Here is a 20,291-nt window from a genome sequence, read left to right on the forward strand (position 1 = left end):
GCCGGGTATATTGTCTATAGTTACCCTTCGCTTGATGGAAATCACTTGCAGACAATAGTGACTGATGTAATTTGTCATGCTTGATTCACACCTTTTCCCAACAACACGGTCAACTATGCCAAGTAAAGACATCAAATTCATTGCCGTCGATATGGACGGGACTCTGCTCGATCAAAATAGCCAACTCCCAGAAGACTTTTACTCGGTTTACCAACAATTAGAGCAGCGCGATATCATTTTCGCTGCCGCATCGGGCCGTCAGTACTACAGCTTGATGGAGACGTTCGCACCCATTCGCGATCGTATGATGTTTGTAGCTGAAAATGGCACCATGGTGATGCACCAAGGTAAAGAGTTGTATCGCTGTGAAATCGACAAACCTTCTATTGAAGCGATTATTAAGCAAGCACGTACAATCGACGGGGCAAATATCGTCTTATGTGGTACGCAGTCGGCTTACATTGAAACCCAAGACCCACAGGCGCTAGAAGAGTTCGCTAAGTACTACCACCGTTGTCAGTATGTCGACGACCTTTTAGCTGTCGATGATGACTTTATTAAAATTGCCATTTGTCATTTTGATGGCACTGAAGAGCATGTATTTCCAAGTTTTGACCGCGAGTTTGGTCAAAGCCATCAAGTCGTGGTGAGCGCCAAAATCTGGCTTGATGTGATGAATGCCGAAGCCTCGAAGGGGGCGGCGATTGAACACTTACAAAATAAACTTGGATTTAGCTATGAGCAGACGATGAGTTTTGGTGATTACCTCAATGATCTGGAAATGCTCAAAGCGAGCTATCACTCATACGCAATGGACAACGCCCACCCTAAAGTAAAACAAGCCGCACGCTTTTCAGCGCCTAGTCATCGTGATTCTGGTGTAATGACCGTGATTAAACGTGAGCTACTCGATTAAACCTGATAAAGCTCGGACGATAAACCATCAGGATCACCGCTTAATGTAATCAAGACGCTTCCAAATTGGGAGCGTTTGAGCAGCCCAGACTTTAAGGGGAAACTTAACGGTGTACCCTCTTGATTTTTCATCCAACACAATCACCTTCTGTGACTTACCTCCCACATCTATTATTTGTTCAATATATCTGTATAATCCGCCAGCTATTAATTCGTGCTTTCATTTCTGTTGATTTGGCATATCTGACTAAGCAATTAGCTCATCTTATACCTAGGAATACTTCTTTGATCTCAACCGCTAACATCACCATGCAATTCGGCGCCGAGCCTTTATTTGAAAACATTTCTGCTAAGTTCGGTAACGGTAACCGTTACGGCTTAATCGGAGCCAATGGATGTGGTAAGTCAACGTTCATGAAGATACTTAGTGGGGCTCTTACTCCAAGCTCTGGCAATGTCTCTATTACCCCGGGGTTAAAACTTGGCGTCCTGAGTCAAGACCAGTTTGCTTTCGAGCAACACAATGTTATCGATGTAGTTATTATGGGTGACCGTAAGCTATGGGAGATTAAAAAAGAGCGCGACCGTATTTACTCACTACCTGAAATGAGTGAAGAAGACGGCATGAAAGTCGCTGAACTTGAAAGTGAGTTCGCAGAAATGGACGGCTACACAGCAGAAAGCCGTGCTGGCGACATTTTACTTCAAGCTGGTATCGAAGAAGAATTCCATTTCGGTCTCATGCAACACGTCGCACCAGGGTGGAAGCTTCGTGTGTTACTTGCACAAGCACTTTTCGCTAACCCTGATATCTTGTTGTTAGATGAGCCAACCAACAACTTGGATATTCATACCATTAACTGGCTTGCTGAAGAGTTGAATCAACGTAAGTGTACGATGATCATCATTTCGCATGACCGACACTTCTTAAACTCGGTATGCACCCACATGGCGGATATCGACTACGGTGAGCTTCGTATTTACCCAGGTAACTACGAATACTTCCTTGAGGCTTCAGGTTTGATCCGCGAACAATTGCTCGCAGGAAATGCTAAAAAAGCGGCTGAGATTAGCGAACTTCAAGACTTCGTTAACCGATTTGGTGCCAACGCATCGAAAGCTAAACAAGCCAGTTCTCGTGCGAAGAAACTGGATAAAATTAAGCTAGATGAAGTTAAATCGTCGAGCCGTATTAGCCCATCGATTGACTTTGGTGAAGGCAAGAAGTTGCATCGCCAGGCGCTTGAGCTACAAGATTTAGGCCATGCTTTTGATGATGAGCTACTGTTCGAGAAAGGTAATTTACTTTTAGAAGCAGGAACTCGTTTAGCGGTAATAGGTGAAAATGGTGTGGGTAAGACAACATTCCTTCGCTGCCTAGTAAACGAGTTAGAACAAAACCACGGCATTGTTAAATGGTCTGAAAATGCATCTATCGGTTACTGTCCACAGGATAGTACAGCTGATTTCGATAACGATTTGAGTATCTTTGATTGGATTTCACAGTGGCGTACAACGAAGCATGATGACTTGATGGTTCGTGGTATTTTAGGTCGTTTATTATTTACCGCTGATGATGCAAATAAAAAAGCAAAGAACTGCTCTGGTGGTGAAAAGAACCGCTTGTTGTTTGGTAAGTTAATGATGCAAGACGTTAATGTTCTTGTTATGGATGAGCCAACGAACCACATGGATATGGAAGCCATTGAAGCGCTAAACAACGCCTTGAAAAAGTATGAAGGTACACTTATTTTTGTCAGCCATGATCGCGAGTTTGTATCGTCTCTTGCCACTTCTATTATTGATGTGAAAGACAAGAAACTCGTTAACTTCCAAGGTACTTATGATGAGTATCTTGCACATCAACAGAAAATGTTAAGCGTCGCATAAGCATTACATTCTAGAAAAAAGTATAGAAAGAAGCAGTTGTTGCCAACTTTGCAACAACTGCTTAGTCTTTCTTGCTATTCGGCAGCTCACGAACGAATCAGCAATCCAGCGTGTTGTCCCGTTTAGAACTCAGACATCAGCTGTTTGTATTTCACATCATCTTCGTACATCTGATGGAATACCTGATATTTCATATCATAAAAGCGCTTAATTCTATCTGTTTGCGGTGTCACCGTCTTTCCTATACGACTCATGGCATTCATTGCGTCGGGGATATCCGCATAAAACCCAGCAGCGACCGAACCTAACATCGCAGAACCCAATAGCACGGCTTCACTTTCTTCAGGTAATAACATGACACAACCTGTGGCGTTCGCATGCTCTTGGAGGAAAATAGTGTTCTTTGTTCCCCCACCGCAAGCCATGATGGTATCAATCTCGTATCCGGCCTGATTCATCACTTCAATAATGTGCCTTGTTCCTAATGCGATAGCCTGAATGGTGGCAAGGTACGCCAATGCCGTATCGTCGATTGTCTTCGACATTTTTAGGCCTGTGATCGTCCCAGTGAGATTTGGATTAGCGCGTGGCGAACGGTTACCGTGAAAGTATGGCAACACATGAATGTCTTTCGTCAAAAAAGCAATATCTTCCTTGCTGCCAGCCAGTTTCAACAGATGGTCATTCAGCAACTGATACACGGTTGTACCTTCCAATGTCGCTTGCGCTTTTAGCTGCTCGTATAACGGATCAGAAGTAATGATATGGTCAATTAAGGCCCCGGTTGCCGATTGTCCACCTTCATTCAGCCAATATCCTGGGATCATTGCACTATAGTAAGCACCCCATACGCCATCAATAAATCGTGCGGTCTTTGAAGCAGCCATGTGGCATGACGAAGTGCCTCCAATCAGTGCTAAGCGTTTGTTGAAATCGGCGCTCTCACCGGTCATGCCTGCTGCACCCAGTACACCGATACCACCAGCATGGGCATCAATAATTGAAGTTCCAACAGGTGTTCCTCGCACTAAACCTAGGTCATCTGCTGCATGTGCAGTAAGCCCCTGCCCGACAGGCTCCCCCATCGGCTTAATCGTATTACCTATTGTTTTAGCATCATCAGCAAGCAGATCATCCAATCCAATTTGTTCAAAGTATTGTTTGTCCCACTTCCCTTCATGGCCAAGGTATGTCCACTTACACACCGTGGAACACAACGATCGGCTATCGTCGAATGTCGATTTCCAAGTCAAAAAGTCCGGCAAATCAAAAAAGTACCCTGCCTGCGCCCAAGTATTTGGCATATTTTCCTTTAGCCAAAGTAACTTAGGGGTTTCCATTTCTGGCGAAATACGATTCCCTACATAGGCTAATACCGGATGTTTAGTGGCGTTGATTCGCTCAGCCTGGGCGATCGCTCTATGATCCATCCACATGATAATGTTTTGTTCGCTGCGCCCTGTCGGGCTTACTGTTAACGGCTGCCCTTTCTTATCCAATACAACCAAAGAGCAGGTAGCATCAAAACCGATGCCTTTGACTTGGATAGGATCAATATTGGCTTGTGAAACGGCATCTTTAACCGCCATACATACACTTTGCCAAATATCTTCAGATGACTGTTCAACAAAATCTGCGCGTGGCTTAAACATCTGTGTATCGCGTTTTGCTTCACCGACTTTTCGACCAGAGGCGTCGAAAACACCGGCTCGGGCACTACCACTACCAACATCAACGCCAATAAAATAAATACTCATCTTGCTCTCTCCGCTAAGCTTTTCGTTTTTGTAGGGCAATAAATAGAATCAGAATGCCGCCCCAAAGAGCCATTGTTAGGTAGCTACTTACACCCAGTAAGTTCAAACCACTTTCTAACGTTTGTAATACAATCAATGCCAAGCCAATACCGATGATCCGGCCAAAACCGCCGTCAGGGTTAATACCACCCAGCACTGATGCCAAGATGGCGATTAATAAAAAAGATTCGCCATAACCCGCTTTGGCCGAGTTGAATTTAGCCATCATGATCAGAGCGGCAACCCAACACAAAATCGATGAGATGGCATACACATAAAGCACCGCTTTTTGCGTATTGATACCCGAGAACCGCGTTGCTTTCTCATTCGAGCCCATTAAATAAATAGTGCGGCCTAGGCTGGTGTGTTCGAGCAATACCCACATACCAATGGCAAAACACACAAATAATATGAGCGGCATTGGGATGCCAACAAACGAGCCGTTACCCAATACTAGCAAGGCTTCTGGGAAGCCCGAGATCACACTGCCCCCAGAGATCAATACGTTCAATCCATTGATTAATGTCATCATCCCGAGTGTTGCCAAGATTGGCGATACGCCGACATAAGCAATTAGCGCACCGTTTAGCAGGCCAATCACAATCGCCGTGACCAGACCCGCCAATAATGCCAGCAACAGTACCATGCCATTCTCAGGTGCCAACGTGATAATACTGGCCATCACTAGGCTACAAGCGTTAGTTGTCGCAATAATAGACAGGTTTATGCCACCCGTGAGCATACACACAGCCATTGCGAGAGCTAACATCCCTAATAAAGGCATTTGGGACGACATCGACTGTAAATTTGCTAAAGAGAAAAACGTATCCCCACTTGTAATCGCCATTAGGGCAAAAATACCCATGAGGATGACTAACAGATAACGAATATTCCGATCTGTTGGAAGCTTCAGTGCGTTCAATACCTGATCCATTACGCCTCCTGCAATGCTTGTTTCTTTTCATTCAGCGCAGTCATACTGATACTGAATACAATGATGAGACCGGTGACAACAGTATGCCAATAGGAAGGAACACCTAGCAGTGTCAGGCCATTTTTCATAATGGCTAGCAACGCTACACCTAGGACAACCCCCATTAATGTCCCTTTACCGCCGGTCATACTTGTTCCACCTAGCACTACCGCGGCTAATACCATGAGCTCAAAACCCATCAACGAGTTTGGTGCAACTGACTGCGTTATTTGGGTTTGAACCACTGAAGCGATGCCTGCTAGTGCCCCCATATATCCGTAAACAAAGAGATGAATACCAAACAAATTGATGCCAATACGGCTCGCCGCGTCTGCATTCCCCCCCATCGCATAAATCTGACGCCCAAGGCGCGTCTTAGACATTAAAAAGGAGGTGAACAAGACAACCGCTACCAAGGTTATAATCGGGAGTGATAGGCCATAATCGTATCCATCACTGCCGACGAAGGTAAACAGTTCAACGCCGTCCATAAACCATTCAGGAAAACCGTACAACCATGCCCCATCGGTAAAGTAAATCAGTAAACCAAAAAACAGGTTCAAGGTGGAAATCGTAATGATAATGGCCGGTACTTTCAGTTTGTACACCAATATGGCGTTTATAAGGCCGAGCGCAATACCAACTGCTGCTGCAATCAAAAACGCAACGAAGAAGTTCCCACCAATCGAGAGTACATACGTTGCCATGACATATTGAGCAATAGCAGCCGTGGCAGGAAATGAAATATCAATGCCACCAGCGATCAATACAACAAAAAGCCCGCATGCCATTATCCCTAAGATGGCAGAACTGACAGACATATCGAAGATGTTCCCTAACGTAAAGAAATCTTCAGAGGTAATACTCAGTCCAATAACAATCAAACCAATTAGTACAGCAAGATAAAATTCATGCCGCTTAACTAATGCTCCCCAGTGAGAACGAATTTGCTCAGGCATTGACGGCCTCCATTATTTCTTGCTCGGTAGTTGTTACTGGGTGAAAGTCGTGGGTAAACTGCCCATCTTTCATCACAATGACACGATGGCTGTTATAAAATACCTCTGGGATTTCATCGCTCACCATAATGATTGCCATCCCTTTTGCAGCAAGATCTTTGGCTATTTGGTAAATGCTTTCTTTATTTGCCACGTCGACACCCACTGTCGGCGAATCAAGAATTAACACATCCGGCTCCGCAGCGATCCATTTGGCAATGGAGATACGCTGTGCGTTACCACCAGATAAGCTCGTCACCGGCAACATTGGATCGGCCACTTTAATTGATAAAGAAGCAATGAGTTTTCTCACTAACTCTTTCCCCTTGGTATGATCCAAAAAACCATTCGGGCGTTTTAACCGCGGTAATACTGCCGCCGTTGTATTATCCTGAATGGTTTGCTCCATCACCAGTCCAGTACTCATCCGGTCTTCTGATACATAACCGATACCATGTGCAATCGCATCACGGTTAGAGCGAAACTTAACGGGTTTACCGTTTAACTTTATTTCACCACTGTCTGGCTGTGTCATGCCAAATAAGGCCAAACATAGCTCTGTACGACCAGATCCCAGCAGCCCTGTGATAGAGACTATCTCCCCTGCACGAACTTGAAGGTTGATATCTTTAAACTGGCCTTTCTTGGTTAATTGTGAGACCTCTAGTTTCACCTCTCCCTGCTGCTTATATTCTTCCAATGGTGAGAATTCAAAGCGTTGCCCCGTCATCAAAAAGGCCAACTCATCACTGTTTATATCTTCGGCGGGATAAGTCCCTATGGTTTTGCCATCCCGGATAACGGTAATACGATCTGATATCTCCATCACTTCATCGAGTTTGTGGCTAACAAACACCACAGTCACACCTTTCGATTTAAGATCGGCAACCACGCTAATAAGGTTATTCACTTCAGTTCGTGTCAATGAAGCGGTTGGCTCATCCATAATAACCAACTTGGCATCCGAAGCCATTGCACGGCAAATCGCTACTAATTGGCATTCAGCAATAGAAAGTTGCTCTACCCGCTTGGTTAAAGGCAGCGTCACCCCAACTTTTTCCATCGCCGTTTTAGCTATCGTATTAATACGAGCTTGCTTAACCAGCCCTTTTGTCCATGCCATATGATCTTGCACGGCTATATTTTCAGCAACTGTCAGGTTGGGAAATAGCGATAAATCTTGATATATAACTTGAATGCCATGCTCTATGGATTGCTGCGGATTTAACCGAGAGTAGCTTTTTCCATTGAGAATAATCTCGGCACCTTTTTCCGGATCATGGACCCCAGAAATAACTTTGAATAACGTACTCTTCCCGCAACCATTTTTACCGGCGAGACAGTGGACTTCACCTTTATTAAAAGTCAGGTTGATGCCATCAAGGGCCTTAACGGAACCAAAGTGCTTGGACACCCGCTTTAAGGTGATGAATGCTTCGTTTGACATGATGGATTTCCAGCTATAGGGCAGCATTGCACTGCCCTGAATGATATTTTCGATTGAGAAATTAGAAGCCTAATTCACGAGCATTAGATTTATCCACTTCAAGGATCTTATTAAACTTAATCACTCGATTTTCTTTATCGATCTCTGCAACACCAAGATTGTTTACGGTTACACCATCAGCAACCTTCTGACCGTCTAGCATTTGTTTAGCCACAGCAACCATTGCATAACCAGCATCCGCTGGGTTCCATAGGAAACCTTTATCAATCTCACCGCGCATCAAATAAGGTGCTGCTTGGCTTGGCATCATGATCCCGACTGTGCTCATTTTGTTCTTCGCACGTTTCTTCTTGATTGCCTCACCTGCGCCAATGGCACCCAATGAGCCGTAGGATACGATACCTGTCATATCCGGGTGGGCTTTCATCAAATCATTGGTCGCAGCATACGATGCATCAATGCTTTCAGCGACAGGCATGCGGCTCGTTACCTCATACATCTCAGGGTATGTCTGTTTTTGATAATCAATCGCCAAATTTGCCCAGTTGTTATGAAGTGGTACCGTCAATGAGCCGACATAAACAGCATAGCCACCCTTCTCACCCATATTTTTAGCAAGCTCATCCATCGTTGCTTTTGCATACGCTTTATTATCAATAGTTTCTATATCCCAATCAGCACTGTGGCCATCTGGTGATTCGTGAGTCAGTACAATAATCCCCTTCTCACGTGCTTTCTTGAATACAGGCTCTAGTACTGTCACATCATTAGGGACGACCGTAATTGCATCAACACCCTTAGCAATAAGATCTTCAATAATTTTAACCTGTTGTGCAGGGTCTGGTGTGGATGGGCCCAATTGGCGAGCATTAACGCCAAAGTCACCAGCAGCTTGCTCAATACCTTTGTTCATTTGGTTAAACCAAGGGATACCTGAGACTTTCACGACGTTCACAATTTCATAGTCTTTAGCCTGAACACCTGCTGTAGCTAGAGCAAGTGTAAGAGCGGCGACATTGAATAAGACCTTTTTCATCGTTATCAATCCTTTATTATGTGTATAGGGTATTGGAGATTCGATGAGACAAATATGAAGGATCAGGACATAACAAACTGAAACACACCCTCAAAGTGTGACATAAGCACATTTATGTAAGCATTGAAACAACATCCAGTTAACACATTGTTAAATGGTAACTCTTACGTAATTCAAACAAAATAACTCAGCAAACAAACCGACAAAAGCAAACCTTATGTTAACAAACAAATAACAACTTAGTGTTAATTTGAAGCATTCATTGCATGGAAGTATTCACCTTATATATACCTCTCATAAAAACACTCTCAAATTTGATAAAAGTTCAAATTAGTTGAATTCATTTCACTTTTTTACACCACTAATGAGACATAGCCCCAGACTAATGGAATTTTAAAGTACGCTGCGTCTAATTATTAGTAACTCTACTGTAGTTTATTTACATCAATACGATATGTGGTAGATAGCAATAATGATGGCAATAAAAAAGGCACTTGCTAATTTTGCAAATGCCTTTTGATATGTAGCAGGAAACTATATAGCCTGTAATGAACTTTTCGCTTAGGCTATCGTTGCCTTCTGCTCTGACGGCTCAGACGGCTGCGAAAGAGACTCATTGAGTAGGCCCGCATAAATACCATTATGAGCCATTAATTCTTGGTGGTTACCACGTTCGACGATTTCACCTTTTTCTAGCACCAAAATCATATCCGAGTGCCGTACTGTACTCAGACGGTGCGCGATCGCGATAACCGTTTTCTCTTTAAACAGCCTCTGCATCGCTTTTTGGATCAAATCCTCCGTAATGGAGTCAACGGAGCTAGTCGCTTCGTCCAGCATCATGACTTGCCCACCCTGTGCCACCGCACGAGCAAATGATATCAACTGCGTTTGACCAACTGATAGATTTGAGCCGTTTTTATCCAAACGAAAATCATAGCTTTGAGGCAAGTTCTCAATGAATTTATCGGCATAAACATAGCGCGATGCTTGCTCAACCTGTTCTCGCGAGATCGCCTGCTTACCCAAAGCAATATTGAATTCAACACTCTGTTCAAACAAATACACATCTTGCATCATCAATGAAAACAGGTGGGATGAGTCATCAATCGAAATTTCAGAAAGCTCTAACCCGTTTAAAAGAATACTTCCTTCATACCTCTGGTAGGTTTTAGAGAGCAAACGTAAAATGGTCGACTTGCCTGAACCTGTTGACCCCACCAGCGCAACCTGATGACCTTTTTCCAAAACAAATGACACATCTTTCAGTACGTAAGGAGAATCATCTTTATAGCGGAAGCTGACGTTCTTAAACTCTAGGCTGACAAACTCACTTAGCTGCTGTTTAACCTTATGGCTCGGCTGTAATCGACGCCCTTCTTCTTCCATCGGCTCAACAAAGAGTTCTTCTATATGATCAAAGGCGGCGAACGAGCTTTGGATTGAAGCAATCTGTGAGGTAAAGTCCCGGATAGGCACAAAGACTTTTTCCAACGTGTTGATAAATGCGATCAAAACACCTAAGGTCAAGGCATGATCCATCACTTGCCCCGAGCCATACCAGATCATCAACGCGATGGTAATTGAGGTAATCCCCGAAATAAAAGCAAACAAAATGGCATCATATTTATTAGCCTTCATCTGAGCCTTTAAAAACTCATCGGTATACCCCTTATACTTGCTCTCAACTTCCTCTTCGGCGCGATACAGCTGAACCGTTTTCACACCAATTAACACTTCCTGCAAGAAGCCGATACCACGAGCCAATGCCGAGCGAGTGATCTGATACGTTGCCCGAAGTCGATTTCGGACATACCGAGTGAGATACATCACTGGCGGCATGATGACCAAGACAATAAGTGTCAGCTGCCAGTCGATGAATAGCATCATAATTAGTAGCGCGACTGTATTTATCGAGTCTTTCACCAGTCCAACAATGGATTGAACAAATGACTCACCGATAGTTTCCAAATCACTCGTTAAACGAGAAAGTGTTACTCCGGTCGGCGTATTGTCGAAATAGCTACGTGGCAATTTAAGTACACGCTCAAATAGCACCGTCCGCATATCCGTAATGGTGTACTGACCGGTTTTTCGGAGTTGGTAAGAATACGTGGTATCAACCACATAGCTTACAACGAGTACGACAAGCAGATAGAAAATATGTAGCAGTAATCCATCCATGTTTCCCTGAGTAAGGTGAGTATCAATCACTTTAATAATCAGCCAAGGGAACAATAAACTGGTGATTACGGTAAGCGGCAGCATGGCTATGCCAAGTAACGCAGACCCTTTGTACTTTTTAGCAAATTTGAAAAAGTGCTTTAAGTATTTAACATCAACACCTTTTAACATGCTTTGGCCTCCGCTTCATTTTGTTGCAGTTGCCAAGTTTCATAATAATAAGGGCACGTTTGGAGCAACGTAGCATGGTTACCTTTGGCAATAACCTTACCTTCATGGAGTACGATAATTTCATCCATATATTCAAGCGCATTCACACGATGCGATACCACAAGCACAGATTGTGTATTCAGCTGCCCGAACAATCCTTCTAGAATCTTCCGTTCGGTTTCATAATCAACCGCCGACAGTACATTATCCATAATGATCAGATCACAAGGTTGAAGCAGTGCGCGGGCAATACTTAAACGTTGCTTTTGACCACCGGATAGCATAATGCCTTTCTCGCCAACAAGCGTCTGATCACCCTCTTCAAACCGTGACACATCGCTGGCCAGTTGACTCAGTTCAAGTACCTCATCGACCTGCTCTTTGGCAATATCACCATCACGGCTACCAAAGCGAATATTCTCTTCCACCGTTGCCGAGAATAGATAAGGCTCCTGTGTCACTGTTTTTATAAAGCGGCGTAAATCACTACGAGCAAAAGTCGTCACGTCCTTATCACCAAGAAAAACAGAGCGTACCGGCACATCAAGATGGTGGTTCAAGCAATTGACCAGTGTCGTTTTACCTGCCCCGATACTGCCCAGTACCCCGACCTTTTTGCCAGGCGGAATTTCGAAGCTGATATTATCTAAAATTAATCGCTCTTCACCCGGGTAACTAAAATTCAGGTTTTGAACTGAAAGTGTTTTACCTTGCAGGCTTTCAACATCTGATTGAGAAAGTGGCTTCACATCTTGCTCAGGAATTTCAGCATTCAAAATCGTCTGTACACTGGTTATCCCGACCATGCCGCGCTGATAGATAGTGGCAATTCGGCCGAGTTGCATTAGTGGCATAGCCAGCAATACTGAATAGGTAAGAAAAGCGGTAATTTCACCTAGAGTGAGTTGCTGATTCATCAACATATAGCCACCTAAGCCCAGAATAAGAACTTTCATCAGGTCATTGGCGTAATCGAGAATAGGCATAAAGAACACCTGAATACGGGTGATCTTCATTCGACAATGAAGTAATTGCTGGTTGAGCTTTTCAATTTCCGCTTTCACCCAAGGTGACATCTGCTGGCTTTTTATCAAATCGATGCCAGACAAGTAGCTCATTAATTGGGCAGAGAGATTCTGCAACCGATGCATATGCTCCATATGAAGGGCTTTCATACGTTTAAAGCCAATACGGAAAATAACAAACGCAATCGCAATCGGTATAACCGAATACAGTGTCAGCTCTGGTGAAATCCGCCACATCCACAGTGGTGTTAACGACAGTGCAAGCAAGGCATTAAAAAACTGAAGAAAGCCCACACCAAACAGTAACCTAACTCCACCTAGGTCATTGTTAACAATGGAAATGAGTTTGCCCGATGCGAACCGGTCATGAAAGTTGTGTGGTAATAGATTCAATTTTTTCAGAAGCATGTTTTTAAGCGCTGCTTCGGTGATACGACCAGGGTTAAGAGCATAAATACGCGATAAAATACGGACCACGATCATAGACACAGCCATGATCACCACGATCCCGACATATGTTTTAAGCTGTTGATGCCCGGTCTGAGACGCGTCTTCAATGAGGTCTATTGCCAATTGAATATAACGTGGTATTTCAACTTGAAGCCAGTTAACGAGAAATATGAAAACTATCGCAAGTAGATACGACTTACGATTCATACGCAGAAAATGCGCGAAAAACTGTTTTTTAGTCATGTGACTCTTTCTGTCGGGGAGGTTCAATGCCGTACTGTTCAATGCAAGCTTTGACAATACAGTAGCGGGGGTCATCAATTTCTTCTAACGCATCCAGTAGCCATTCCGGCAAACGTACTGGCCGTGTTTTCACACCGGGTTTGCGACCGCAGCCCGGCCTAGAACCGCCCCTGCTTCCACATTGGTGTTTGTTAGTCTTCTCTTTCAAGGTAGGTCCAAATACTATGTAACTTTGATAAGTGTACACTTATCAAACCTAAATAGCATCCGTCACATGATTCAAACAGAGGCCCTAAGTTAATACCTTTGATACATAGCTTGCGATTACGGGCTTGCCGCCTGTCGATTTATACCTTTAATCGTTACATGCAATTTAATTTGTTTTGCTAACTGCCTGACTGGCCTTATCCTGCGCAACCTTTATGTTTTCAGGTAAATGCCAGTGACAACAACGTCTTCCAATGCTCTATACACCGACCTATCAGGTTACTATGACTTGATGTGTGCTGATATCGACTATCAGGCACAAAGTAACTATGTACGCAGGTTGCACCAGTTATTTGGCAATGAAGGCAAACGTCATCTTGATCTGGCATGTGGTACTGGGCCTCACATTCGCCACCTAATTGACAATGGCTACCAAAGCCAAGGTTTGGACCTAAACCAACCAATGCTGGATCAAGCCAAACTACGTTGCCCTGAAGCAAACTTCATGCAACAAGATATGTGTGGCTTTACCGTCGAGTCCAAACTCGATTTGATCACCTGCTTTCTCTACTCTATCCACTACAGTGGTGAAATAGAGCAGCTCAAAGCCTGTATTGCCAGTACCCACGCTGCGCTGCGTGAGGGTGGTATGTTCTGCTTTAATGTTGTTGAGAAAAACATGATCGATAACCACTCGTTCGCTCGCCATAGCGCACAACACAACGGTGAAGACTTTGTGTTTGCCTCTGGCTGGCATTATCCGGGCGATGGTGAACGCCAGTCACTGAAACTAAGCATCGAGAAACGCTGCGGCGATGAGACCTTGCAGTGGCACGATGAGCACCCGATGGTTGCAGTCAGCTTCGAGCAAATGCGCCAATTGCTGTTGCCGTATTTTGATGTCTACATGTTCGACCACGACTATGAAAAAATTGTCCCGCTCAGCGATACATCAGGTAATGCTTTCTTTGCCTGCGTAAAGCGTGGGAATACTGAACTTGCTGGACAGGAACTGGCAGCATAACCACTCTATAGGCTATTTAGGCCGCAGTGATAAATGAACCACCTGCGGCTTTCCTTTTATATTTTATTGGAAGGCTATACTGAAAGGCTTCACTCAAATGCCTCATTCAAGTAATTATCGACAACATACGACCACAAATGGCCATAGTTGTAGAACACTTCATGCCCCGAAACACCAGCTCCTAGCTGATAGAATTTGAAATCAACATCCCCACCCGCTTCCTCATATGCAGTGACAAAGCTTTCAATAGTCGTATCCGCATAATATGGGTCGTTACGGCCATAAATAAACAAGGTCGGCGTTTTCAGTTTCTGGGCTACATCTTCAAATATCTCAATATTTTGTGACCTAGAACCTTTATTACAAACATCGCCCACCCAGCCACCAGCAAAATTGATTACACCCGCAAAGGCTTCTGGATGCTCTGAAGCGTACACTAGAGAAAGGATCCCGCCCCTAGAGTTACCTGACAGCAGCAACTTTTCTTTGTCCACCCACGGTTGCTGCATTAGATAGTTATACGTTGCGTCTAAAGATTTCGCCGCATAGTCCAATCCCTCATTAATGCCTTCACGATCGCACGTATATAACTCGTTATAGCTGCCTTCGGACTTACCGCGCCCTCTTCTCATCGGTATGATTAGCGCAATATTCTTACTGACTAAATACTTCCCGAACCCCCAAGGATTTATAGTGTAACCTTCGGGAATAACATGCGGCCCCGTTGAACCATGGTTAAAAATAACAGTGGGGAACGGCCCTTTTCCCTCTGGTTTATAAACGGTCGCTTCTAGGTTGATACTGCTTTTACCAAATAGGCCATTATCGGCAAAGGGAACCTTAACACTTTCACCATAATCATTAGCAAATGAACTGGTTGAAACCCAAAGCAGGATACAACCTAGAGCTAGACGATTTCCCATTACACACTCCAAACCAATATATTGCTGGTATGATAAACACAGCAATACCCATACGGTTTGTGAGCGTACAAGCATAATTTCACACCGACATATCAGCGCTATGCTCTTGATCTAATTATCCGAATTTAACCAACACATGCCAAAGTAGCTTCAGCTGCTGGAGTTGTGACTGGGTTTCATTTTCAGAACGTGAAGATGCATTTTTCACGACATCCCTCGCCGCTTGCCCAATCGCGCACGCGGTGACTTCGCCTTGAATGGCAATACTCCGAGCTAGCTGTACCATTGCAGGGCCACGAAAATCATCCGGCACGTTATCTGCCGCGAGCCTATACGCAGGACGCCAAAATAATGATATGCCATAGCGTTCGCAGAGCTTGCCAAGCTTCTCACCAATGTCGGTACCTTTAAATGACGCATCGGCAACTAAGCTTTCGACATCATCGGATAAACTGATATCACCGTGAACCTGCGCTTCGATGTAGTGGTCAAGGTTTCTAGCCCTTGGCTTAATCAACCGGTGATCGTATTGCTCGCAGGTACTGGATAATTCGCCTTTTATAAAACTATCAACAAATTGCTTAGGACGGGTATTGGATAAGCCTAGTACCGAATCTCTCTCAAAGGACTCCAACAAAATGGCGGCTAGCAATGGCTTAAACACTTCTGCGGTCCCCCTGTTTTTGGGTGACAAGTGAGAGTCGCCAAAACACAAGGTGGCACGCTGGCTGACTTCAGATTTAAACACAAAATAGCATGAACCAAACCTTGGACATGGGCCATCACTATGCTGCGCAATATCTAACGCACCGTACTTTGGCCGTTGGTGTAATGGTTTCGAAGTAAACACATCACCAAACAAGTGATTTTCCCATGTCGCCCTTTCCCCGCCCTGGTTTGGATCCAGTTTGCCATTCGAAACCAATGATTCGAACTGGTTGAGGTACTGGCCAGTTGATAGCATTGACTCAACAACGGTTAAGCCATTGCCTGTAATACGGTCAGGATGAAAATGAGCCGCTATTTGTGCTTCCTGTTGAATCTTAGCCAAAAACTGTGAAACTTGGTGTTGGCTAATATTCGACATATTAAGAATATGTTCAAACGCCTGTAACTCGTTTGTGTTTATTAACTGTGCATATTCATTAACATAGTGAACCGCGTTTAACTGTGCCGCCGTCAGATTCATCCAAACCCCATGATAGATATGATTATTATTCAACAATCTATCACGGAGGCGGGTTTCTGCAAGCGCTTCTATGGAAGGTCTATTTTTATCAGGTTGCCATCATTGACTTCAAAATGCAGCGAGACTGTGCCTTCTTGATGCGTTTGCTTAATAATTTTCACTTCACGGTTTGGAAAGCGATTCGTTACAACCATCTTTAGTTCTGATAAGAGCTTTTGTTTATCGTCGACTGACAGATTTACTCCAAGAGACATGCAACCCCCTAACTACATTTATTCTCTTAGAAATAAACGACCAGATAATAGGTAACTTAAGTCCATTAGCCAAAATTTACTTTCGAGGATTAAAGCAGTGTTACTGAGCTTTTGGGTAAAACGACTCATACCCATTTCTTTATTTGAACACCTGAAATAAAAAAGCCCCCAAAAAGGGGGCAAACATACCTCAATCAAGCATACACATCGTTTTAGGTTGTACCTCTTCTTTATTTATTCCTCAGTGAGAGTTATCGGTGCTGAGTGAAGCGACTCATCAATATTCTCATTTACGTCCAACCATGTATCAGTCTTCGTATCAAAGATATGTGGGTTGCCATTGACAGGGTTACTTCCAGTCCAAAACTCTAAGGAGTTCAAAACAAGGTAGTCAGCTGTGATAGTGACACCATAAATCGGCGACATCAGCATATTTAATCCACCTCGCGCATAACGGTTATCAACGGCCTTTACGTTATACTCCATCAGCTTACTGGTTGCGACATTGCTGCCAACACAGCCACTCAACATCACCGCAACAACAGCGGCAATAGCTACTTTATTAAAAAGCGTAACCTTCATTTTTATATCCAAGTTATAATTTTCAAAAGAAAAGCCATATATCGCTTCACACTTCGTCTTATCTTTTGCCAATTTTGCCTGTATTTTTCTTAAAGCTCGTTAGCAACCTGAGATATAAAACCGATCACCTTGCCTAATTTCATTATCCTATAGTCAATACGCTTCACATGAGTAAGCCTCTTCTTTAAAAAAAGCACTTGAATGCCTATCAAGTGCTAATTGCTCAAGGAGACTTACATATTTTTTAACTCGTTTTACTATAAATCACGGTGTGACACAGCTCGCCGGAAGGAAGGCGTCGCTCATTTTTCTTTAAACTTTCAAATTCAAAACCACAACGCTTGGCAACTGCGCGGCTTTGCTGGTTTGTCTCTGCTACTGTTATTTCAAGTCGGTTAGCATGTAACTCTTGCAATGCATAATCTGTTAACCAATTAACGGCCTCTGTCATGTAACCGTAGCCATAAGCAGACGTACGTAGCCAATAACCTATCTCAAAATAAGGCACCGCTTTATCCTTAATAATAAGGCCTATAGCACCTAGAAATTTCCCTGATTTTTTATCAATGATGGAATATCGAAGCTCACCGTCAAAAGCCTCGAAGTTTGCTATCGCTTGCTTGGTATTTTCAATCGAAGCGGCTTCAGTTAACGCATGCGGTACCCAAGGCAGATAGACTCCGAGCTCATTTTGACTTTCTTGGATAGCCTCTAACATCATTGACGCCCTTTCTAATGAGGGTGGCAATAACTTCAGTCTTTTGGTCTCCATAAAAATACCCCTTAACATAAACACACACCAAAATATCAAACCAGTTGCACCAGTACAATAAATAAGCTCCTGATTACAGGAGCCTATTCTGAGTATTCATGTAGTTAAACAAGGTAATGGTACTTTACGCTAACACGCTTCTTCGGCGGCACCACATACCTTTTTCTGTACAGTATTTGGTGCGGGCTCGTAGTGACTCAACACCATGCTAAAGATGCCTTCACCGCCAGTCATTGCTCTTAAGCGCTGAGAATAATCCAGAAGCTCATTCTGCGGGATCCTTGCTTGCAATGACGTAAAGTTATTCTCTTCAGATTGAGTGCCTAAAATCACGCCACGATTAGCAGCTAAGTCGCCACTAATGTCCCCCACTGAATCGGTTGGGATTTGCAGTTTTAGCTCAACAATTGGCTCTAGTACGATAGGATTCGCATTATTAACTGCATCTAAGAAGGCCTTTTTTCCTGCAATAACAAACGCAATTTCTTTCGAGTCTACGGAATGATATTTACCGTCAAACACCGTGACTTCAATGTCATGGATTGGATTCCCCGAAATTGCACCTTCTTCTACCGCTTGCCGAATGCCTTTCTCAACTGCCGGAATAAGTGATGTTGGAATTGACCCACCAACAACTTTATTAACGAATACAAAGCCATCACCTCGCTCCAGTGGCCTTACCTTTAGTTGAACTTCACCAAACTGCCCAGCACCACCACTTTGCTTCTTATGACGGTAATGTCCTTCTGCCTGTTGTGTGATGGTCTCAAAATATTCGATGCTCGGCTGCTCGGTATTCACATTGAGTTTGTAAACTGAAGCCATTTTCTCTAGGGCAATTTTTAAATGAAATTCCCCTTGTCCACTCAGTACCGTTTCATTGGTGCGAGTACGGTGTTCAAGCTTCAGGGACGGGTCTTCAGCAGCGATTTTATGTAGAACTTCTGATAGTTTCTGCTCATCCCCCCTTTTGATTGTTTGTATAGCCAAGCTATACATTGGCGCAGGAAAATCTAGCGTGCGCATCGTGACATCATCTTCATCATGTGAGTCGTGAACCACTGAATCAAAATTCAAATCATCAACCTTGGCTAATACGCAAAAGTCCCCAGCACGGGCATTTGCGATCTCAATACGCTTTTTTCCTTGTAACTGATACAGATGGCCGACTTTGAACGCTTTACTGTTTTCGCCAATATAGAGCTGAGAGCCTGCATTGATCTCGCCCTGGAACACTCTTAAATAAGCCAACTTACCCAGATAAGGGTCAACACTGACTTTGTAAACATGGGCAACGGTATGATCGAGCTTTTCGCAATCAACCCGGATTTGCTGATTGTTTTTCTCCAGCATTGGCATGTTACCTTCCGATGGCATCGGCATGATTTCAGCGAGTGTTTGGAGGAGTAATGAAATGCCTTGCCCTGTCTCTGCGGAAACAAAACAAATCGGGATCACATGCCCTGTACGTAAGGCTTCCTCAAAGGGATCGTGTAATTGCTTAGCGGTTAATGATGAACCCTGCTCTAAATATAACTCCATGAGGTTCTCATCGACTTCAATAACCTGATCGATTAGTTGCTCATGTGCTGACTCCACACTATCCCAAAGTGTAGAAGCGTCATAGTCTGGAGAAAAATAACAATCAACAATCGTTTTTCCATCATCAGAAGGTAGGTTTATAGGCAGGCATTCTTGACCAAAATGAGATTGTATTTCATAGATAATCTGCGGAATTTTATCCGGATTAAGATCAACTTTATTAATAACGATCATCTGGCATTTCTTCTGCAATTTGGCAAAAGAATAGAGTTTTTCTGATACTTGATTTAAAGGGGTATTTGCATCAAAGACTAAAGCCGAGGTCTCAACCGCTGGATAGATACTCAAAGTACGCCCCAATAGCTCAGGCAAACCGGGAGTATCAATAACGTTCATTCGATGTTTTTGCCAACAAAGCGCGGCAGGAGTTGCTTCGATACTGTGTTGATAATGGATAGATTGGTCATCAAAGTCAGTGACAGTGTCACCCAACTTAACACTACCTAAATGCGTAGAGCATTCCGATTCATACAGTAGGCGTTCTATTAAGGTGGTTTTACCTACCCCACTTTGGCCTACTATTGCGATATTGCGGATTTCATTCATGGACATATCAGCCTCCGAAGTTCTG

General features: G+C 43.7%; 16 protein-coding genes and 1 pseudogene. 3 read left to right on the top strand and 14 right to left on the bottom strand.

The features are described from left to right. The first annotated feature begins 115 nt into the window (after positions 1 to 115). Both L4D79_RS03850 and L4D79_RS03855 read left to right on the top strand, forming a co-directional pair. A complete protein-coding gene (locus L4D79_RS03850; RefSeq protein WP_428647612.1) occupies positions 116 to 916 on the top strand; it encodes a Cof-type HAD-IIB family hydrolase in 801 nt (266 codons plus the stop codon). Positions 917 to 1,200: 284 nt separating this feature from the next. Next, complete coding sequence (locus L4D79_RS03855) at positions 1,201 to 2,805, top strand: ABC-F family ATPase (RefSeq protein WP_428647615.1); 1,605 nt, start codon at positions 1,201 to 1,203, stop codon at positions 2,803 to 2,805. A gap of 122 nt (positions 2,806 to 2,927) precedes the next feature. Here the strand turns inward: L4D79_RS03855 and L4D79_RS03860 are convergent, their stop codons facing one another. The 8 genes from L4D79_RS03860 to L4D79_RS03895 all read right to left on the bottom strand — a co-directional run bounded on the left by L4D79_RS03860 (position 2,928) and on the right by L4D79_RS03895 (position 13,375). Beyond that, positions 2,928 to 4,562 carry an FGGY-family carbohydrate kinase gene (locus L4D79_RS03860; protein WP_428647618.1) on the bottom strand — a complete coding sequence of 545 codons (1,635 nt, stop codon included), beginning with the start codon at positions 4,560 to 4,562 and terminating at the stop codon, positions 2,928 to 2,930. A 13-nt stretch (positions 4,563 to 4,575) separates the two neighbouring features. Further along, positions 4,576 to 5,535 carry an ABC transporter permease gene (locus L4D79_RS03865; protein WP_428647621.1) on the bottom strand — a complete coding sequence of 320 codons (960 nt, stop codon included), beginning with the start codon at positions 5,533 to 5,535 and terminating at the stop codon, positions 4,576 to 4,578. After that, positions 5,535 to 6,533, bottom strand: coding sequence for an ABC transporter permease (locus L4D79_RS03870; RefSeq protein WP_428647624.1), 999 nt, complete (start codon positions 6,531 to 6,533; stop codon positions 5,535 to 5,537). Before L4D79_RS03870 ends, L4D79_RS03865 begins: the two co-directional genes overlap by 1 nt. Further along, positions 6,526 to 8,019 carry a sugar ABC transporter ATP-binding protein gene (locus L4D79_RS03875; RefSeq protein WP_428647627.1) on the bottom strand — a complete coding sequence of 498 codons (1,494 nt, stop codon included), beginning with the start codon at positions 8,017 to 8,019 and terminating at the stop codon, positions 6,526 to 6,528. Before L4D79_RS03875 ends, L4D79_RS03870 begins: the two co-directional genes overlap by 8 nt. A 61-nt stretch (positions 8,020 to 8,080) precedes the next feature. Then, positions 8,081 to 9,055, bottom strand: a complete 975-nt coding sequence (locus L4D79_RS03880) for an autoinducer 2 ABC transporter substrate-binding protein (RefSeq protein ID WP_428647629.1) — start codon at positions 9,053 to 9,055, stop codon at positions 8,081 to 8,083. Positions 9,056 to 9,616: 561 nt separating this feature from the next. Further along, a complete protein-coding gene (locus tag L4D79_RS03885; protein WP_428647632.1) occupies positions 9,617 to 11,410 on the bottom strand; it encodes an ABC transporter ATP-binding protein in 1,794 nt (597 codons plus the stop codon). Continuing rightward, entirely contained in the window at positions 11,404 to 13,167 is a 1,764-nt protein-coding gene (locus L4D79_RS03890; protein ID WP_428647634.1) for an ABC transporter ATP-binding protein, read from the bottom strand. Before L4D79_RS03890 ends, L4D79_RS03885 begins: the two co-directional genes overlap by 7 nt. Next, the gene (locus tag L4D79_RS03895; protein ID WP_428647637.1) at positions 13,160 to 13,375 is read right to left on the bottom strand and encodes a hypothetical protein; all 216 of its coding nucleotides are present in this window, start codon (positions 13,373 to 13,375) and stop codon (positions 13,160 to 13,162) included. Before L4D79_RS03895 ends, L4D79_RS03890 begins: the two co-directional genes overlap by 8 nt. Before the next feature lie 291 nt (positions 13,376 to 13,666). Between L4D79_RS03895 and L4D79_RS03900 the strand changes: the two genes are divergently transcribed. Continuing rightward, a complete protein-coding gene (locus L4D79_RS03900) occupies positions 13,667 to 14,398 on the top strand; it encodes a class I SAM-dependent DNA methyltransferase (RefSeq protein WP_428651697.1) in 732 nt (243 codons plus the stop codon). An 89-nt stretch (positions 14,399 to 14,487) separates the two neighbouring features. Here the strand turns inward: L4D79_RS03900 and L4D79_RS03905 are convergent, their stop codons facing one another. From L4D79_RS03905 to fusA, 6 genes and pseudogenes are all read right to left on the bottom strand, one after another. Beyond that, complete coding sequence (locus L4D79_RS03905) at positions 14,488 to 15,321, bottom strand: dienelactone hydrolase family protein (protein ID WP_428647639.1); 834 nt, start codon at positions 15,319 to 15,321, stop codon at positions 14,488 to 14,490. A gap of 115 nt (positions 15,322 to 15,436) precedes the next feature. After that, positions 15,437 to 16,510 carry a DUF3626 domain-containing protein gene (locus L4D79_RS03910; RefSeq protein WP_428647642.1) on the bottom strand — a complete coding sequence of 358 codons (1,074 nt, stop codon included), beginning with the start codon at positions 16,508 to 16,510 and terminating at the stop codon, positions 15,437 to 15,439. A gap of 68 nt (positions 16,511 to 16,578) precedes the next feature. Continuing rightward, a complete protein-coding gene (locus tag L4D79_RS03915) occupies positions 16,579 to 16,764 on the bottom strand; it encodes a hypothetical protein (RefSeq protein WP_428647645.1) in 186 nt (61 codons plus the stop codon). Positions 16,765 to 17,016: 252 nt separating this feature from the next. Then, positions 17,017 to 17,346, bottom strand: a pseudogene (locus L4D79_RS03920) (DUF3332 family protein); the annotation flags it as partial. 244 nt (positions 17,347 to 17,590) lie between these two features. Then, positions 17,591 to 18,118, bottom strand: a complete 528-nt coding sequence (locus L4D79_RS03925; protein ID WP_428647648.1) for a GNAT family N-acetyltransferase — start codon at positions 18,116 to 18,118, stop codon at positions 17,591 to 17,593. Positions 18,119 to 18,247: 129 nt separating this feature from the next. Continuing rightward, complete coding sequence (fusA, locus tag L4D79_RS03930; protein ID WP_428647650.1) at positions 18,248 to 20,272, bottom strand: elongation factor G; 2,025 nt, start codon at positions 20,270 to 20,272, stop codon at positions 18,248 to 18,250. Positions 20,273 to 20,291: the final 19 nt, after the last annotated feature.

The sequence above is a fragment of the Photobacterium satsumensis genome, from assembly GCF_050336935.1.
Taxonomy (GTDB): Bacteria; Pseudomonadota; Gammaproteobacteria; order Enterobacterales; family Vibrionaceae; genus Photobacterium; species Photobacterium satsumensis.